This is a genomic window from Nocardia niwae NBRC 108934 = DSM 45340 (assembly GCF_001613465.1).
Classification (GTDB): domain Bacteria; phylum Actinomycetota; class Actinomycetes; order Mycobacteriales; family Mycobacteriaceae; genus Nocardia; species Nocardia niwae.
Genome location: NZ_BDCK01000015.1, coordinates 440,976 through 458,874, shown reverse-complemented (window position 1 = coordinate 458,874; position 17,899 = coordinate 440,976). Strand labels below are relative to the sequence as shown.

Sequence of the window (17,899 nt, the reverse complement as noted above, 5' to 3'; positions counted from 1 at the left end):
GGCACCCGACCATGTCGATCCCCCAGCTGGTCGACCAGCCGCACACCGTCGTGTTCTCGAACTTGCCCACCCGCGAAGTACTTCGGCGAAGCGGGAGCCTCCGCGTGAAACGGCTGAGACCGAACGAGAACCGAGCCGGTTACGGCCGACCGTGCCGCCCCCGCGGTATCGCCCGCCCGCGCGATCCGATACCGGGGTACTAGACGCGAATGGCGCTGCGGCGGGACGCCCTGCGGGGCCCGTGATTCCTACGTTCGGTCCATGTCCACAACACACTTCGCCGCCGCGCCGCAGGGCGAGTCATCGGCGCCGCGATCCCGGACGAGTATGCCGATCGCGGGGCGCGCGCGACTGCATCGACCGCTCCTCGGCACGGTCACCGCGATGGCCGCGCTCGTCCTGTTCTGCCTCGTGGCCATGCTGGTCGACGACCGCACGCTGCTCGGCGAGTCGGTGTGGCTCAAGCCGATGAAGTTCGGCCTCGCCTTCTTCCTCTACAGCCTCACTCTGGCATGGTTGCTGTCGTTGCCGCACAAGGGAAGCCGCGCCACCTGGTGGCTGGGCACGGTGTTCGCCGTGACCGGATTCGTCGACGTCGGCTTCATCGTGGTGCAAGCCGCCCGCGGCACGTTCAGTCACTTCAACACCCAGGACGACCCGGTGAACTCGATCGGGCAGATGGTCTTCGCCTCCGGTGTGCCCGGCCTGTTCCTCGCCAATCTGATCATCGTGCTGATCCTGGCCTGGCAGCGGCTGGTGGACCGTCCGACAGCGCGGGCCGTCCACGCCGGTCTGGCGCTGGCCGTCGTCGGCATGGCACTGGGCTACCTGATGGGCTTCACCGGTAAGCAACTCGTCCGCGACAGCGACGGACGAGTGGTCGAGTTGGCCGCGGGGCACACGGTCCTGGCCGATTCGGGCGAACTCGCCCCGCGCGACGCCATGCGCGGCATGCCGATCACGCACTGGAGCACCGTCGGCGGTGACCTGCGCGTGCCGCACTTCGTCGGCCTGCACGGCATCCAGGTGCTGCTGCTGGTGGCCGTCGCGCTCGCTTGGCTCGCTCCGCGCTACCGCTGGCTGCGGCCCGAACGCGCCCGCGCCGCCGTCGTCGGCGTGCTGGCCGCCGGTTACGCCGGGCTGCTCGCGCTGGTCTTCTGGCAGGCGATGCGGGCGCAGTCGCTGATCCACCCGGACCCGGCCACCGGTCTGGCGGCAGGCGGACTCGCCACGATCGTCGGAGTGCTGCTCGGCGCGGTGTATCTACGCCACCGCGGCGCCGGCGCGGCGCGTCCTCGTGCGGCGGAGGAGCCGGTCAGCGGAGGCGTTCCGCGTCACGGGTGAGTGCGACCAGGGTCTTACCCAGGGCGGCGAGTTCGTCGGAGGTCGCCCCCTCCGCGATGGCGGTGGCGACGTCCTCGGCGGCGCAGCGGGCAGCGAACCAGCGATCGGCCAGGTCGGCCGCCTCGTGGGCGCTGAGCACGACCGCGTCGTCGGGGATCCCGGTCCCCTTCAAGCTGTTGCGGTGTTCGTAGGCGCGTTGGCGACAGGACTGGCGGCAGTACCGGCGACGGCGGCCGGCCTCCGATTCCACGATCTCCCGCCCACACCACTGGCAGGACAAGCGGCGCGACATGACGCAGAACACTAATAGCCCGTGACTCGCGATCCGCTCAGCGACCCCCGAAGAATCGCCCCGCATCGGGCGTGGCGAGGCCGGCGCGGGGTGGGCACTACAATGGAACGGTTCACCGCGGCCGCGTCGGGAACTATCGGCGCAGGCCCGATCGTTGTACATCAGGTCCGGCGGATGCCCCGCGCATTCGTGCGGACACGGTCGCAGCGCACGAAGACTCGAGCACACAGGGAGAGGCACACCATGGCAGATCGCGTACTCCGAGGCAGTCGGCTCGGAGCGGTGAGCTACGAGACCGATCGCGACCACGACCTGGCTCCGCGTCGGATCGCCCGGTACCGGACCGACAACGGCGAGGAATTCGACGTTCCCTTCGCCGACGACGCCGAGATCCCGCCGACCTGGCTGTGCCGCAACGGCCAGGAGGGCGTGCTGATCGAGGGCACCACCCAGGAGACCAAGAAGGTCAAGCCGCCGCGCACGCACTGGGACATGCTGCTGGAGCGCCGCAGCAAGGATGAGCTCGAGGAGTTGCTCAAGGAGCGCCTCGAACTGCTCAAGACCCGCCGCCGCGCCTGACGGTTCGCGCCGCACGAAAACGGCCGCCGCATCGTTCGATGCGGCGGCCGTTCGCTGTTCGGGTCAGCGCACGCCGGTCATCGGCTGGCCACCTTGCGGTAGCGCAGTAGCGCCAGCGGCACGGCCACCGCGAGGATCGCCACCGAGCAGGCCGCCGCATATTCGACGCAGTGGTCGGCGGCCCAGCCGCTGGGCGGGACGAACGTGGGCGGCGAATCGTTGTCGAACAGCTTGCGCCCCGCTGCCGAGACCGCGGTGATCGGATTCCATTCGGCGATCGTGCGCAGCGGGCCGGGCAGAGTCTCGGCCGAGATGAACGCCGAGGAGATGAATGTCAGGGGGAACAGCCAGATCAGCCCGGCGCTCTGCGCCACCTCCACAGTTGGTGACAGCAAGCCGGTCAGCGCGCCGACCCAGGACATCGCGAACGCGAACAGCAGGATCACGGCGAACGCCAGCACGGCGTCGGCGACGCTGCCGTGGATGCGCCACCCGACCACGTACCCGCACCCCACCATCACCGCCAGGCTGAGGATGTTGACCACGAGGTCCGACAGCGTGCGGCCCATCAGCACCGCCAGCCGCGACATCGGCAGCGCTCGCATCCGGTCGATGATGCCCTTCTGCAGGTCTCCGGCCAGTCCCACCGTGGTGAACGCGGCGTTGAACGCCACCGTCTGGGTGAAGATGCCGGCGAGCAGGAATTCGCGGTACTGGCCGCCGCCCAGCGAGGCGCCGAAGATGTAGGCGAACAGGAACACGAACATCAGCGGCTGGATCGTCGCGGTCACCAGCAGCGTGGGCACGCGCAGGATGGTCAGCAGATTGCGATGGGCCACGATCGCGCTGTCCCGGAACAACCGCAGCCGGGGAGCGGAACCCGGCTGCGCCGCGGCTTTTCTCGGCTGCGGCTCCGCCTTCGGGGCTGCCTCCCCCACCATTGCCGTACTCACGACATGATCTCCTCTTGTACGTCATCGGTCTCCGGCTCCGCGACGGACGTTCCGCCCGGCTTGCCGGTGAGGGAAAGGAATACGTCGTCGAGGCTCGGCCGGTGCACGTTCGCGTCGACCACGCAGACGCCCGCGTCGTCGAGCCTGCGCAGCGCCTCCACCATGGTGCGCGAACCGTCGCCGACCACCACCGACACCTCGTCGGTGCCCGCCTCGTGGCCGGGCTCGCCGACGCCGACCTGCGCCAGCACGGCCAGCGCGGGCTCGGCCGCCTGCCCGGCGGCCAGGGTGACAGTGAGCCGGTCACCGCCGATCGAGGTCTTCAGCTCGTCGGCCGAACCGCGCGCGATGACCCGCCCGTGGTCGATGACGGTGATGCGGTCGGCCAGCAGGTCCGCCTCTTCCAGATACTGCGTGGTGAGCAGCACCGTGGTCCCGTCGTCCACGAGGTCGCCGATCACCCGCCACATGTCCAGCCTGCCGCGCGGGTCCAAGCCCGTGGTCGGCTCGTCCAGCACCACCACGGGGGGCCGGGCGACCAGCGCGCCCGCGAGGTCGAGCCGCCTGGCCATGCCGCCGGAGTAGGTCCCCGCCCTGCGGTGCGCGGCGTAGTCGAGCCCGAGCGCGCCGAGCAGTTCGGTGGCCCGAGCGGTCGCCTGGCGCGGGGACATCCCGTACAGCCGGGCCACCATGCGCAGGTTCTCGTAGCCGGACAGGTTGGCATCGACGGCGGCGTACTGGCCGGACAGGCCGATCCGCTTGCGCGCCGCCGAGGGATCGCGCAGCACGTCGACGCCCGCCACCCGCACCGACCCGGCGGAGGGCTTCAGCAGCGTGGTGACGATCCGCACGGTCGTCGTCTTGCCCGCGCCGTTCGGGCCGAGCAGGCCCATCACGGTGCCGGTGGGGATGCGTAGGTCGATCTCGTCCAGGACGCGGGCCCGGCCGTAATTCTTCACCAGGCCGGTCACCTCTACCGCGAAGCTCACCTGTGCGTCTCCTTCGTCTCCAGCCACCTGCGCAGCACCGGCCCGATCACCGCCAGTGCGTCCGGCGTGGTCATCGCGGAGTGCGCGCAGCGCAGCTCGTAATCGTGGACGGCACCGGTGACGTACGGCTGCCAGGCGTCGGCGCACCGATCGGGATCGGCCCGGTTGATCGGGTCGTCGCCCGCGGTGAAGAACAACAGGTCGCCGTCGAACGGACGCGGCCGGAAGCTGTGCGCGAGCACGGTGCCGTTGTGGTAGCCCGCGTAGAGCCGCTCCAGATGCTCGACGGTCAGCGCGGCGAACGGCCCGGACCGGGCGCGCAGCAACTCGGCGGCCTCCCGCAGACTCATGTCCGGGTCGATCTCCGCGCCGAGTTCGTCGCTGCCGAACTCGCCGACGATCTCGGCCACGCTCGGGGTCGCCTGGTCGAGCAACTCGTCGGACAGCCGGTAGCTGTCCATCATCGACAGCAGCGCGACCTCGTCGCCTGCCTCCTGCAGCTGCACCGCCATCTCCTGCGCGATCAGACCGCCGAGCGACCAGCCGAGCAGGTGGTAGGGGCCCTCCGGCTGGATCCGCTTGATCGCGGCCACGTAGTGACGCGCGGCCTCGCCGATCGTCGCGTGACCGTCCTGCCCCGCGACGTGCGGAGCCTGCAAGCCGTAGACCGGCCGGTCCGCTGGGAGGTGCGCGAGCAACCCCGAGTAGCACCACGCCAATCCGATCGCCGGATGCACGCAGAACAACGGCGCCCGGCCGGCCCCGGTGCTCGGCCGGATCGGCAGCACCGGCGCCAGCATCGCCGCCACCGCGGCGCCCGAAGTCGAGTCCACCCCGTCCAGCCGCGCCGCGATCGCCGCGGGCGTCGCGTCGCCGAACATCAACTGCACCGGCAGGTCGAGCCCCGACTCCCTGACGTGCGCCACGACCTTGGTGGCCAGCAACGAGTTGCCGCCGAGTTCGAAGAAGCCGTCGTCCGCGCCTACCGACTCCACGCCGAGCACCTCGGCGAAGGCCGCGCACAGCGCCTCCTCCGTCGGGGTGGACGGGGCCCGGTAGCCCTCGCCCCCGGTGAACACCGGCTCCGGCAGCTTCGCGCGATCCAGCTTGCCCACCGGGCTCAGCGGCACCTCCTCGAGCAGCATGATCGATTGCGGCACCATGTAGTTCGGCACCAGCCCGGCCAGGTGGCCGGTCAACTCGGCCGCGGTGAGCGTCACTCCCTCGCGCGCCTTCACGTACGACACCAGCGCCGTCGCGCCGGCCGGAGTGCGATGTCCGATGGTGGTCGAGAACGCCACCGCGCCGTGGCGGGCGAGCGCGGCGTCGATCTCGCCGAGTTCGATGCGGAAGCCGCGGATCTTGACCTGGTGGTCGGTGCGGCCGACGTATTCGATCTCCGGCGCGGCATCGGCCGACGCCCCGTGTTCGCGCTGCCCGGCCCACCAGCGCACCAGATCGCCGGTGCGGTACATCCGCTCCCCTGGTTTGCCGAACGGGTTGGCGACGAAGCGCTGCGCGGTCAGGCCCGGACGGTTCAGGTAGCCGCGGGCCAGCGCGTCACCGGCCAGGTGCAGTTCGCCGGTCACCCCGAGCGGAGCCGGGTGCAGCCGCGCGTCGAGGATCGCCGCGTTGACGCCACGGATGGGTCCGCCGATGGTGATCGGCTCGCCGGGCGCCATCGGCTGCGAGATGACCGTGACGATGGTGGTCTCGGTCGGACCGTAGACGTTGTACAGGTTGCGGCCGGGCGCCCACCGGGTCACCAGGTCCGGCGGCAGCGCCTCGCCGCCGACCAGCACGTGCTGCAACTCCGGCAGCCCCTGCGGGTCGACCGTGCCGAGGGCGGAGGTGGTGATGAAAGCGTGGGTGATCCGCTCTTCGGCGAAGACCTCCCGCAGTTCGTCACCGCCCACCACGCCGCCGGGCGTGATCACCAGAGTCGCCGCGCCGCCGAGGGACAGCAGCAGGTCCAGCATCGCCGCGTCGAAGCTCGGGGTGGCGAAGTGCAGCACCCGGCACCCCGGCTGCACGTCGAACCGGTGGGCGGTCTCGGCGGCGAAGTTCGACAGTCCGCCGTGGGTGACCATCACGCCCTTGGGCGTTCCGGTCGAGCCGGAGGTGTAGATCACGTACGCCGGGTTGTCGATCCGCAGCGGAGCGAGCCGCTCGGTATCGGCGACGGGCGCGTCCGAGGCGTCCAGCACCGAGGCGCGGAACACCGGATCGTCGAGCACGATCCATTCCGTGTCCTCGGGCAACTCACCGCGATAATCCGAGAGCGTGATGCCCAGCGCGGCACCGGAATCCGACAGCATGTGCGCGATGCGCTGCTGCGGGTACAGCGGATCGACCGGGACGAACGCCGCTCCCGCCTTGGCCACCGCGAGCACCGTCGCCACGGATTCGATCGATCGCGGGATGCCCAGTGCCACCAGCGTTTCCGGGCCTACCCCGCGGGCGATCAGCACTCGCGCCAGCCGGTTGGTCCAGCGATCCAGCGCGTCGTAGGTCACCTCGGTGCCGTCGAAGACCAAGGCGATCGCGGCACGATCGACGCTCGCCGCCTGCTCGAACACCTCGGGGAAGGTGATCGGCCGGTCCGGTTTGCCCCCGCGCACCGGGGCCAGCCCGGACCACTCGTCGGGGTCGAGCAGCTCCAGATCGCCCACCGCGGTGGTCGGATTCGCGGCGATGGCGGCGAGCAACCGGGCCAGGCGCTTGCCGAGCCGCTGCGCGGTCGGCTCGTCGAACAGATCCGCCGCGTAGTTCACCGCCACGGTGATGCCGGCCGCATCCCGCTGCGCGGTCTGCGTTTCGGTCAGCGTGAACTGGAGATCGAACTTCGCGATCCCGGTGTCGAGGTCGGCGGCCTCGATGCGCAGCCCCGGCAGTTCCAGCCCGCCGACCGGCTCGTTGCGAACCGAGAGCATCACCTGGAACATCGGATGGTGCGCCTGCGATCTGGCCGGATTGAGCACCTCCACCAGCCGCTCGAACGGCAGGTCCGCGTGCGCGAATGCGTCCAGATCGGTTTCGCGCACCGCGTGCAGCAGGTCGGTGAACCGGGCGCCCGGGTCGATCCGCGTGCGCAGCACGAGCGTGTTGACGAACATGCCGATCAGCCGGTCCAGCGCTGGATGGCCGCGGCCCGCGATCGGGGTGCCGACGGTGATGTCGTCGGTGGCGGTCATCCGGTGCAGCAGCACCGCGAGCGCGGCGTGCAGGACCATGAACAGGCTGACATTGTTGCTGCCCGCGATCGTCAGCAGCTCCCGGTGCGTGACCGGGTCCACTGTGCACTCCACGGTGCCGCCCCGGTAGGACGGAGTGGGTGGCCGCGGCCGGTCGGCGGGCACGGTGAGCAACTCGGGGATGCCGTCCAGGGCCTGCCGCCAGTAGTCCAGCTGCCCGTTCACCGCCGAGTCGGGGTCGTCCTCGCTGCCGAGCACCTCCTGCTGCCACAGGGTGTAGTCGGCGTACTGGACCTCCGGCTCCGCCCAGTCCGGCGCGGCGCCTGCGCACGCCGCGCGGTAGGCGACGGCGACATCGGCGGCCATCGGCTCGAGCGACCAGCCGTCCATCGCGATGTGGTGCACGACCACGACGAGAACGTGCTGTGCGGGCTCGTCGGCGCCGGTCGGAACCGCGATCAGCGCCGCACGGATCGGAACGGCGGTGGCCAGATCGAATCCCGGTGCGGCGACCCGCCGTACGACGGCCTCGAGCTCATCCGGACGCGCCGTTATGCGCGCCAGCGGGAGCGCGGCGTCGGCCGGGTCGAGCACGACCTGGGCGGGTGCGCCGTCGGTCTCCGGGAACACCGTGCGCAGGGTTTCGTGCCTGGCCTGCACCTCGTGCAGCGCGGAAACCAGCGCGTCCGCGTTCAGGTCGCCCGTCATGCGCAGTACGAGCGGGACGTTGTAGGCGCCCGCCGACTGTCCCGCACTCGGCCCGCCGCCCGCGTTGAAGCGGTTGAGGAACCACAGCCGCAGCTGGGCGGGCGACAGCGGGATGCGTTCCGGACGCTCCCGGCGCACCAGCGCCGGGCGGTCCGCGACCGACCCGGCGCCCGCCTCCAGCAGCTCGGCCAGTCCGGCGACCGTCGGCGTGGCGAACACGGTACGCACGGCGAGCCGCACATTCGTCGCCGCGGCCAGTCGCGCGACGAGCTGGGTGGCCAGCAGCGAGTTCCCGCCGATGTCGAAGAAGTCGTCGTCGGCGCACACGCCGTCGGCCCCGATCAGCTCACCCATCACCGCGGCGACCAAGCGCTCGCTCTGGGTTCGCGGCTCACGACCGGTGGAATCCGCGGCGAACCGCGGTTCGGGCAGTGCGGCGATGTCCAGCTTGCCGACCGGAGTCAGCGGGATGGTGTCCAGCACGGTGATACCGGAGGGCACCATGTGCGTGGGCAGCCGCCGAGCGACGGAGGCGCGCAGCGCCTCGGTGTCCACTCCGGCCGCGCGGTCGGCGGGCTGCACGAAGGCGACGATCCGGTCCGCCCCCGCGATGCGGCGCACTTCGGTGTGCGCGAATCGCACCGACGGATGTTCCCCGAGCGCTGCGGTGATCTCGCCGAGTTCGACGCGGAAACCACGCAGCTTCACCTGGTGGTCGCTGCGCCCGAGGTAGACCAGCTCGCCCGAAGCGTTCCAGCGCACCACGTCACCGGTCCGGTACATCCTGGCGCCCGCCGGGCCGTACGGGTCGGCCACGAAACGGGTTGCGGTGAGGCCGAACCGGTCGAAGTAGCCGCGCGCGACGCCGTGCCCCGCGAGATACAACTCGCCGGGAACGCCGACCGGGACCGGCCGCAACCGCTCGTCGAGCACCAATCCCCGTGCGCCCCGCACGAGGCTGCCGATGGTGATCGGATCGCCTGCGCGCATCGGGCCGGAGATCGTGATGACCACCGTGGTCTCGGTGGGCCCGTACACATCGCACATCACCCGTCCCGGCGCCCAGCGCGCCACCAGATCCGGTGCGACCGCCTCGCCGCCGACCATGAGCGCGCGCATGTGCGGTAGCGGCCAGCGTTCGTGGTCGATCGTGGCCAGCGCCGCCGGTGTCATGAAGCCGTGCGAGACCCGCTCGCGTTCCATCAGCGCGGCCAGCTCGTCGCCGCCGTAGATGTCGGTCGGGCAGATCACCATCGCCGCGCCCGCGCCCAATGCGATCAACAGATCCAGGATCGCCGCGTCGAAGCTCGGCGTCGCGAAGTGCAGGGTGCGGGAATGCTCCCGGACACCGATGCGGTCGCGGACCTCGTCGGCCAGGTTGGACAGACCGCTGTGGGTCACCGCGACGCCCTTGGGCGTTCCGGTCGATCCCGAGGTGTAGACCAGGTAGGCCAGATCCGCCACCTGGACGGTGCGCGAGCGCTCGTGGTCGTGGATCGGCGCGTCGTCGTGGCCGTCGAGTTCGGCGGCGAACTCGGGACGGTCCAGCAGCAGCCAGTCGGTGGCCCGGTCTGCCGGGGCGCCCGCGCGCAGCTGCTCCACGTGCGCGGTGACCGTGACGCCGGTCGTGCAGCCGGAGTCGGCCAGCATGTGCCGGATGCGGTCGGGAGGATATTTCGGGTCGACCGGGACGAACGCCGCGCCGGACTTCGCGGCCGCCAGCAGCGCCACGACCGAGTCGATCGAGCGGGTGAGCCCGAGCGCCACCCTGGTCCCCGGACCGAGTCCACGCGCGATCAGTGCGCGCGCCAGGCGATTCGAGCGCCGGTCGAGTTCGGTGTAGGTCAATGACGTCGTGCCCGCGCACAGCGCTGTGTTCATCGGATACCGCTGCGCGGTGGCGGTGAAGTACGCGGCCAGCGTGCACGGCGGACCTGCGTGCGCACCCCGCGCCGGGGCGAGTGTGCGGCGCTCGTGATCGGTGCGCGCGTCGACGTCCCGGATCAGCACGCGCGGGTCGCCGGTGACGGCGGTGAGCACGCGCAAGAATCGGTCCGCCAGCGTCTCGATCGTCATCGCGTCGAAAAGCTCGGCAGCATAGACGAATTCGAATACACTGTCCGCCGCCTCGGCGAGCGGTCCGGGTGCGCCGGTGTCGTTCGCGACGCGCAGCTCCAGGTCGAACTTCGACAGCGCGATGTCCAGCGCCTCCGCACGCAGGGCGAGGCCGGGCAGCTCCAATGTCGGCACCGGGCCGTCCTGGACGCTCAGCGCCACCTGGAACAGCGGATGCCTGCCCGAGACGCGGGCGTCGGCGCCGAGTTCGTCCACAATGCGCTCGAACGGGATGTCGGCGTGCGCCATCGCGGACAGCTCGGTGTCCCGGTCGGCGCGCAGCAGGTCGGCGAAACTGCGGTCCGGGTCGACGTCGGAGCGCAGCACGAGCGTGTTGACGAACATGCCAACCAGCTCGTCGAGCTTGGTGTCGGTACGCCCCGCCACCGGGGTGCCGATCACGATGTCGCGACCGCCCGTGACGCACCGCAACAACACCGCGAACGCCGAACGCAGCACCATGAACTTGCTGACGCCTTGCTCGCGGGCCAGGGCGGCGAGCCCGCGCTGCACTCGCTCCGGCACCGTGAAACGCACTGTCCCGGCCTCCTGCGTGGGCTCCGCGGGACGCGGCCGGTCATAGGGCAGCGGCAGCTGGTCGGGGATATCGGCCAGCGCGGTGCGCCAGTACTCCAGCTGGGTCGCCGCCGCGCTGCCCGGATCGTCCTCCGAGCCGAGGCAGGCACGCTGCCAGAGCCCGAAGTCGGCGTACTGCACCGGAAGCGGCGTCCACGCCGGCGCGACGCCCTCGTGCCGTGCCGCATAGGCCGCGGTCAGGTCCCTGGTCAGCGGACCGAGCGACCAGCCGTCTGCGGCGATGTGGTGCACCACCACGCCGAGCAGGTAACGCTCGGGCGCGGTGCGCAGCAGCGACAGACGCAGGGGCGGCTGCGTGGTCAGATCGAAACCGCTGTGCGCCAGGGCGTCCAGCGCGGCCTTCGCGCCGGAGTCATCGATGTCGGTGACCACCACCTCCGGCACCGCCCGCTCGACCGGCAGCACCACCTGCTGCGCGCCTTCGGCGTCCTCCGGGAAGACGGTGCGCAGCACTTCGTGCCGCCGCACGACGTCGCCGAGCGCTTCGCGCAGCGCGGGAACGTCCAGGTCGCCGGCGACACGGATCACGAAAGCGATGTTGTACGCGCTCGATTCGGGCGCGAATCGGTTCAGGAACCACAAACGCTGCTGCGGCAGCGACAATGGAATACGCCCCGGACGCGGTGTCCGCACCGCCAGCGCAGGCCGCTGCGTCCGGGGCGCTCGGTCCAGCTGCCCGGCGACACCGGCGACGGTGGGCGCCTCGAAGATCGATCGCACCGGCAGCTCGACCCCGAACTCCGCGTGCAGCGCGGCGGCGAGCCGGGTGGCCAGCAGCGAGTTGCCGCCGAGATCGAAGAAGTTGTCCTCGGCTCCGACGACCGGGCGTCCGAGCACTCCGCCGAAGACGCCCGCCACGGCCAGCTCCAGCGCGGTGCGCGGCGGACGGGACGTTCCCGCGACCGCGAACTCGGGCTCCGGCAGAGCTTTTCGGTCCAGCTTGCCCGCGGGCGTGACCGGGATCTCGTCGAGCACCGCCACAGATGCGGGCACCATGTAGCCGGGCAGCCGCCCACGGGCGGTCTCCAGCACGGCCCGCGCCTCGACGGGCCGGTCGGCCGTGACGTACGACGCCAGCCGCGCCTGGCCGTGCTCGTCGGTGTGCACCACGGTGAGCGCGAACCGGATGCCGGGATGCAGCCGCAGCACGTTGTCGATCTCGCGCAGTTCGATGCGGAAACCGCGGATCTTGACCTGGTCGTCCGCGCGCCCGAGGAACCGCAGCTGCCCGGACCGCTCCATGACGACCAGATCGCCGGTGCGGTACATCCGCTCCCCGCGCCTGCCGTGCGGGTTGGCCACGAACCGCTGCGCGGTCAGGCCGAAACGTCCGTGATAGCCGCGGGCGACGCCCGGACCCGATACGTACAGCTCACCCGGGGTGCCCGGCGGGACCGGATGTAAACGATTGTCCAGCACGAACAGTCGCATGCCGCGCACCGGAGAACCGAGCGGCACTGGACGGCCCGGCTCCATCGGCCCGCTCGCGGTCGCCGCGACGGTGGCCTCGGAGGGGCCGTACATGTTGTGCATGCGATGCCCGGTGGTCCAGGTCTCGACGAGTTCCTCCGAGCAGGCGTCGCCGCCGACGATCACCGTCGCCAGCTCGTCGAGGCCCTCGTTCGGCACGGTGGCCAGCGCGGCGGGCGTGATGAAAGCGTGGGTCACCCGCTCCTCGCGCAACAGTGCGGCCAGCTCGGCGCCGCCGTACATGCCCGGCGGGGCGATGACCATCGTGGCGCCCGCCGCGAAGCCGAGCAGCATCTCCAGCACCGACGCGTCGAAGCTGGGCGAGGAGAAGTGCAGCGTCCGCGCCGTGTCCGAGATGCCGAACAGGTAGTTCTGCTCGCCGGCGAGGGACGCGATGCCCGCGTGGGTCACGACGACCGCCTTCGGCGTGCCGGTGGACCCGGAGGTGTAGATGAGGTAGGCCGGGTGGCTCACCCGCATCGGATGGTGCCGCTCGTCGTCGGTGATCGGATCCGCAGTGTGGCAGGAGAGTTCGGCGCGAAGTTCGGCGGACCCGAGAACCAGCCAGTCGACCTCGGCCTTGCGGTGCTTGCCCCGCGCCGCGGGCCAGGCGGGCATGGCGGCCGACGATTCCGGATCGGTCAGGCCGAGCATCGCGCCGGAGTCACCGATCATGTGGGCGATGCGCTCGCCGGGGTAACTCGGGTCGATCGGCACATAGGCGGCGCCGGTCTTGGCGACGGCCCACACCGCGGTGATCGCGTCGAGACCGCGCGGCAGCGCGATGGCGACGACCGTCTCGGGTCCGGCGCCGTGCTCGATCAGGGCGCGCGCCAGCCGGTTCGATCGCTCGTCGAGTTCGCGGTAGGTGGTGTCCGTGCCCAGATAGCGGACCGCCACCGCGTCCGGCAGCCGGCGCGCGGTGGCGGTCAGCAAGGTGGCCAGGGTGATCGAGGGCTCGGCGGGAGCGCCCCCGATGGGCACCAGGTTCTCGTTCTCCCTGCGATCCAGGATCGGCAGGTCGCCTACCGGCAGCTCGGGGGCGGCCACGCCGCCTGCCAGCACCGCGATGAACCTGCGGGCGAACGACTGCACCGTGGTTTGATCGAAAACGTCTGTGGTATAACCGAATTCGGCCGAAAGCGGCCCGTCGCCGGAGTCGTCGTGGACGATGAGCTGCAGATCGAACTTCGCGATGTCGGAGGCGATCGGCAGCACCTCGGCGCGCACTCCGGGCAGATCGATCCGCAAGTCGGGTGCGTGGTCGTAGGACAGCATCACCTGGAACAACGGGTGCCGCGACGGGGAACGCTCCGGGTTGACCACCTCGACCAGCCGCTCGAACGGCACGTCGGCGTTGGCGAAGGCGTTGAGATCGGTCTCGCGCACTACGTCGAGCATCCGGTCGAACCCGGCCGCCGGGTCGACCGCGGTGCGCAGCACGAGAGTGTTGACGAACATGCCGACCAGATCGTCGAGCGCCGGATCGGAACGGCCCGCGATCGGCGTGCCGATCGCGATGTCACCGCTCGCGCACAGCCGCGACAGCAGCGTCGCCAGCGCGGCGTGCAGCACCATGAACATGCTCACGCCTCGGCTGGCCGCGAGTTCGATGGCCGCGCGGCGGATCTCGGCCGGAATGGTGAATTCGACCCGGCCGCCGACGGTCGATCGGCGCAGCGGGCGCGGGCGGTCCAGCGGCAGATCGAGCTGTTCGGGCAGTCCGGCCAGGGCCTTGTGCCAATGGGTGAGCTGGCGGCTGAGCGCGCTGGCCGGATCGGACTCGTCGCCGAGCAGTTCGCGCTGCCAGAGCGCGAAGTCGGCGTACTGCACCGGCAGTTGCGTCCACTGCGGCGCGACACCGTTCGCGCGCGCCGCCACCGCCGCCATGAGGTCCTTGGCCAGCGGTGCGATGGACCAGCCGTCACCGCAGATGTGGTGCAGCACGACGAGGAAGACGTGCCGCTGCGGGCCGGTACGGTAGAGCGCCACCCGGATCGGGGCCTGACTGCGCAGATCGAAGCCGTATCCGGCGTATTCGGTCGCCAGTTCCGCCACGTCGGCGTCGGTGACGTCGATCGGGTCGAGCGTCAGCGGGATCGCCTCGGCCGGGTGGATCAGCTGGAACGGCCCCTCCGGCGCCTCGGGGAAGGTGGTGCGCAGGCTCTCGTGCCGTTCGATGACGTCCACCAGGCCCGCGTGCAACGCGGCCACGTCCAGCGGTCCGTCCACCGCGACCGCCAGCGGCATGTTGTACGCGGCGGCATGCTCGGAGAACCGGTTCAGGATCCACAGCCGCTGCTGCGCCTGCGACAGCGGAATCCGCTCCGGCCGCTCGGCCGGCGCCAGGCGCGGCGAGGAGACATCGGTGGTCTGCATGGCGAAATGCCGGGTGAGCGCCTCGATCGTCGAGGCCTCGAACAGATCCCGGATGGTCAGCGCGGTACCGAGCGCGGCGTTGATCCGGGACACCGCCCGTGCGGCGATGAGCGAGTTGCCGCCCAGGTCGAAGAAGTTGTCCTCGATGCCGACCTCGGTGTCCAGCACCTCGGCGAAGATGCCCGCCAGCACCCGCTCCACCTCGGTGCGCGGTTCGGCGATCGGCCGGATCGAACGCGTGCCCGGCGTGGGAGCGGGCAGCGCTTTGCGATCGATCTTGCCGTTGGCGCTCAGCGGCAGCTCGTCGAGTTCCATCACCGTGGAGGGCACCATGTAGCCGGGCAGCGTGCGACGCAGCGCGGTCAGCAGCGCGGCCGTGTCCAGCCGGGTGTCGTCGTCGTCCTGCTTCGTCGCGACCACGTAGGCGACCAGCTCGTCGCCGGTGCGTCCGGTGTGCGCCACACACACCGCGCGCGCCACCCTCGAGTCGTCGAGCAAAGCGGCCTCGACCTCGCCCAGTTCGATGCGCAAGCCACGAATCTTGACTTGGAAGTCGCTGCGCCCCAGATACTCCAGGACACCGGGCTCGGAGCCGGAACGGCCGATCTGCCAGCGCGCCAGGTCGCCGGTGCGGTACATCCGCGCACCCGGGGTGAAGGGGTTGGCGACGAATCGGTCGGCGGTCAGCCGCGGCTGTCTTAGATAGCCGCGGGCCAGCTGGACCCCGGCGAGGTACAGTTCGCCGACCACGCCGGGCGGAACCGGCCGCAACCGGTCGTCCAGCACATAGGTCTGGGTGTTCCACACCGGCGAGCCGATCGGCACGGCGCTCGAGTCGGGCGGGCAGGCCCAATATGTGACGTCGACGGCGGCCTCGGTCGGGCCGTACAGATTGTGCAGTTCGGCGGCGGGTAACGCCGCGTAGAATTCCCGCACGGCGGCCGCGGGCAGCGCCTCACCGCTGCAGAAAACCCGGTGCAGGCAGGCGCAGCCGTGCAGATCGGCCTCGGTGACGAACACCGATAGCATGGATGGCACGAAATGGGCTGTGGTGATGCTCTTTTCGGCGATGACCCGGGCGAGGTAGGCCGGGTCGCGGTGTCCGTCCGGAGCGGCGATCACCAAGCGCGCGCCGATCTGCAAGGGCCAGAAGAACTCCCACACCGAGACGTCGAAGGTGGCCGGCGTCTTCTGCAGCACCGCGTCGTCGCCGTCGAGCGGATACTCGTGCTGCATCCAGCGCAGGCGGTTGACGATCGCGGCGTGCGTCACGCCCACGCCCTTGGGCTTCCCGGTCGATCCCGAGGTGAAGATGACGTATGCGAGGTGGTCGGGGCGCAGCGCGCACCTGCGGTCGGCGTCGGTGATCGGCGCGTCGTCGAAACCGGAGACCCGCGCGGTGTCGATGTCCAGCCGGGTGACCGTCGCGGGCAGCTCCACGTCGTCGCGGCTCGCCGTGAGCACGCACAGCGGCTCGGCCTGCCGCACGATCTGACCGATCCGTTCGGCGGGATGCTCGGTGTCCAGCGGCAGGTACGCCGCTCCGGCTTTGACGATCGCGTACATGCCGACCACCAGATCGAGCCCGCGGCGCAGGCACAGCCCGACCGTCGTGTCGGGTCCGGCTCCGCGCGCGATGAGCAACCGGGCCAGCCGGTTGGCGCGCGCGTCGAGCTCGCCGTAGGTCAGCGCCTCGTCACCGAACTCCAGTGCGATCGCCTCCGGGCCGGAGGCCACGCGCTCCGCGAACAGGCTCGCGAGCGTGCCTTCCTGCCGGGGCGCCCCGGTGTCGTTCCACCTGTGCAGTACCTGTTCCCGCTCGGCATGGGTGATCGCACCGAACGACTCGGCAGGCAGACCCGCTTCCGCGGCCAGGAACCGGCGGAGGAAGTCGAGATAGCGCGCGTGATGCACGCCGACCTCGGCCTCGCCGTAGAGCCGGGGATTGGCTTCGAAGTCGACGTGTAAGCGGCCGCCCGCGCCGTTGTAGACGTTGACCGAGAGATCTTCCACCGGGCCGGTGGCCAGCACGTGCATGGAGCCTACCAAGCTGCCGAATCGCAACTCGTCGTGAAACAGCATCAGGTTGATCATCGGGCCGAAGAATCCGCGCGCGTCGCGCGAGTAGCCGCTGTCACGCCGGATGTCGTCGTGCCGGTAGCGCTGGTGCCGCAACGCGCCGGTGATCTGCAGCTCGGCCGCCTTCACCAGGTCGCCGATCGTGGTCGTCTCGTCGAAGCGCAGCCGGATCGGCACGACATTGGAGATCACGCCCGCCGAGCGGCGCAGCGACACTGTGGTGCGCGCCGAGACCGGCAGGCTGAGCACCACGTCCGCGTTGCCCGTCACCGATCGGACGTAGGCGGCCAGGGCCGCGACGAACACCGCCGAGTCGGTGGTGTTCCACGCATCGGTCGCCGCCTCGATCGCGGCGTGGTGGTCGTCGTCGAGCACGGCGGCGGCCAGCCTGCGGCCCGCGTCGTGCGTGGTGGCGCCGAGCCGGGCGCCGCCCAGGCTCACCGGCTCGCCCACGCCCGACAACTGCCCGAGCCAGTAGTCGCGATCGTTCTGGAAGCGGCTGGATTCGTGGTAGCGCGCCTCGTCGGCGTAGATCTCGGCCAGGGCCGTCGCCCGCGAGGCGACCGGTTCGGTCCGGTTCTCCAGCGCGGTGTAGATCTCCGCGGTGCGAGTGAGCGCGTTCATCGCGCCGTAGCCGTCGATGACGATGTGGTGGGCGAACGAATACCAGATGTAGTCGGAGTCCCCGATCCGCAGCACCGCGTTGGAGGTCAGCGGGTCGCGTTCCAGGTCGATGGGAGAACTCGTGTGCTCGTGCATCCAGCGCAGTGCGGCGGCGTAGGGATCGGCCTCTGCGCGCAGGTCGATGCGCACCCATCCCGGCCGATGCACCGGATCCACGATCTGATACGGAGTGCCATCCACTTCCATCAAGCGAACTTGACCCACCTGGGTCTCGGCGCCGAACCGCTCGATCGCGTACAGCAGCCGTCCCTCGTCCAGGTCCCCGTGTATCTCGACGTACTGAGAGATCGTCAACGGTACGTCGGGCCGGATGCGCTGCGCGTACCAGAGAGCGGTCTGTGCGGGTGACAGCGCAAACGGTTGAGCCGAGAATTCGCCGGATGAACATTGGTCGACGCGATCCGTGGCCAATGAACTCATCAATCACTCCGTTCTGCCGCTGTTGACGCAACTCCCCGAGCACCGCCCCAGCAAGCGCACGCGCCAGCCGGAGGACGTGATCCACGCCCTATGATT

6 protein-coding genes are annotated in these 17,899 nt (G+C 70.6%); 2 read left to right on the top strand and 4 right to left on the bottom strand.

All coding sequences use genetic code 11. The annotated features are described in order from the left end of the window. Positions 1-261: 261 nt before the first annotated feature. Positions 262-1,344: a hypothetical protein gene (locus NNI01S_RS05930; protein WP_063917321.1), complete on the top strand. Its 1,083-nt coding sequence runs from the start codon at positions 262-264 to the stop codon at positions 1,342-1,344. On the opposite strand, the gene NNI01S_RS05925 is transcribed toward NNI01S_RS05930, so the two are convergent. Continuing rightward, positions 1,316-1,636 carry a hypothetical protein gene (locus NNI01S_RS05925; protein ID WP_063018218.1) on the bottom strand — a complete coding sequence of 107 codons (321 nt, stop codon included), beginning with the start codon at positions 1,634-1,636 and terminating at the stop codon, positions 1,316-1,318. The two genes, NNI01S_RS05930 and NNI01S_RS05925, sit on opposite strands and share 29 nt — an antisense overlap. Before the next feature lie 243 nt (positions 1,637-1,879). On the opposite strand from NNI01S_RS05925, the gene NNI01S_RS05920 reads away from it, so the two are divergent. Continuing rightward, positions 1,880-2,215 carry an RNA polymerase-binding protein RbpA gene (locus tag NNI01S_RS05920; protein WP_063018216.1) on the top strand — a complete coding sequence of 112 codons (336 nt, stop codon included), beginning with the start codon at positions 1,880-1,882 and terminating at the stop codon, positions 2,213-2,215. Positions 2,216-2,292: 77 nt separating this feature from the next. Here NNI01S_RS05920 and NNI01S_RS05915 read toward each other — a convergent pair whose 3' ends face one another. From NNI01S_RS05915 to NNI01S_RS05905, 3 genes are all read right to left on the bottom strand, one after another. Further along, positions 2,293-3,075, bottom strand: coding sequence for an ABC transporter permease (locus NNI01S_RS05915; RefSeq protein ID WP_063018772.1), 783 nt, complete (start codon positions 3,073-3,075; stop codon positions 2,293-2,295). A gap of 89 nt (positions 3,076-3,164) precedes the next feature. Continuing rightward, a complete protein-coding gene (locus tag NNI01S_RS05910) occupies positions 3,165-4,157 on the bottom strand; it encodes an ATP-binding cassette domain-containing protein (RefSeq protein WP_063018214.1) in 993 nt (330 codons plus the stop codon). After that, complete coding sequence (locus NNI01S_RS05905; protein ID WP_084488516.1) at positions 4,154-17,803, bottom strand: non-ribosomal peptide synthetase; 13,650 nt, start codon at positions 17,801-17,803, stop codon at positions 4,154-4,156. The genes NNI01S_RS05910 and NNI01S_RS05905 overlap by 4 nt, the downstream gene beginning before the upstream one ends. Between the last annotated feature and the right edge of the window lie 96 nt (positions 17,804-17,899).

Excerpts from the sequence above, each read along its gene's own strand:
- NNI01S_RS05925 (WP_063018218.1), bottom strand. The coding sequence starts at position 1,636 with ATGTCGCGCCGCTTGTCCTGCCAGTGGTGTGGGCGGGAGATCGTGGAA.
- NNI01S_RS05905 (WP_084488516.1), bottom strand. The coding sequence starts at position 17,803 with ATGAGTTCATTGGCCACGGATCGCGTCGACCAATGTTCATCCGGCGAA.
- NNI01S_RS05930 (WP_063917321.1), top strand. The coding sequence starts at position 262 with ATGTCCACAACACACTTCGCCGCCGCGCCGCAGGGCGAGTCATCGGCG.
- NNI01S_RS05920 (WP_063018216.1), top strand. The coding sequence starts at position 1,880 with ATGGCAGATCGCGTACTCCGAGGCAGTCGGCTCGGAGCGGTGAGCTAC.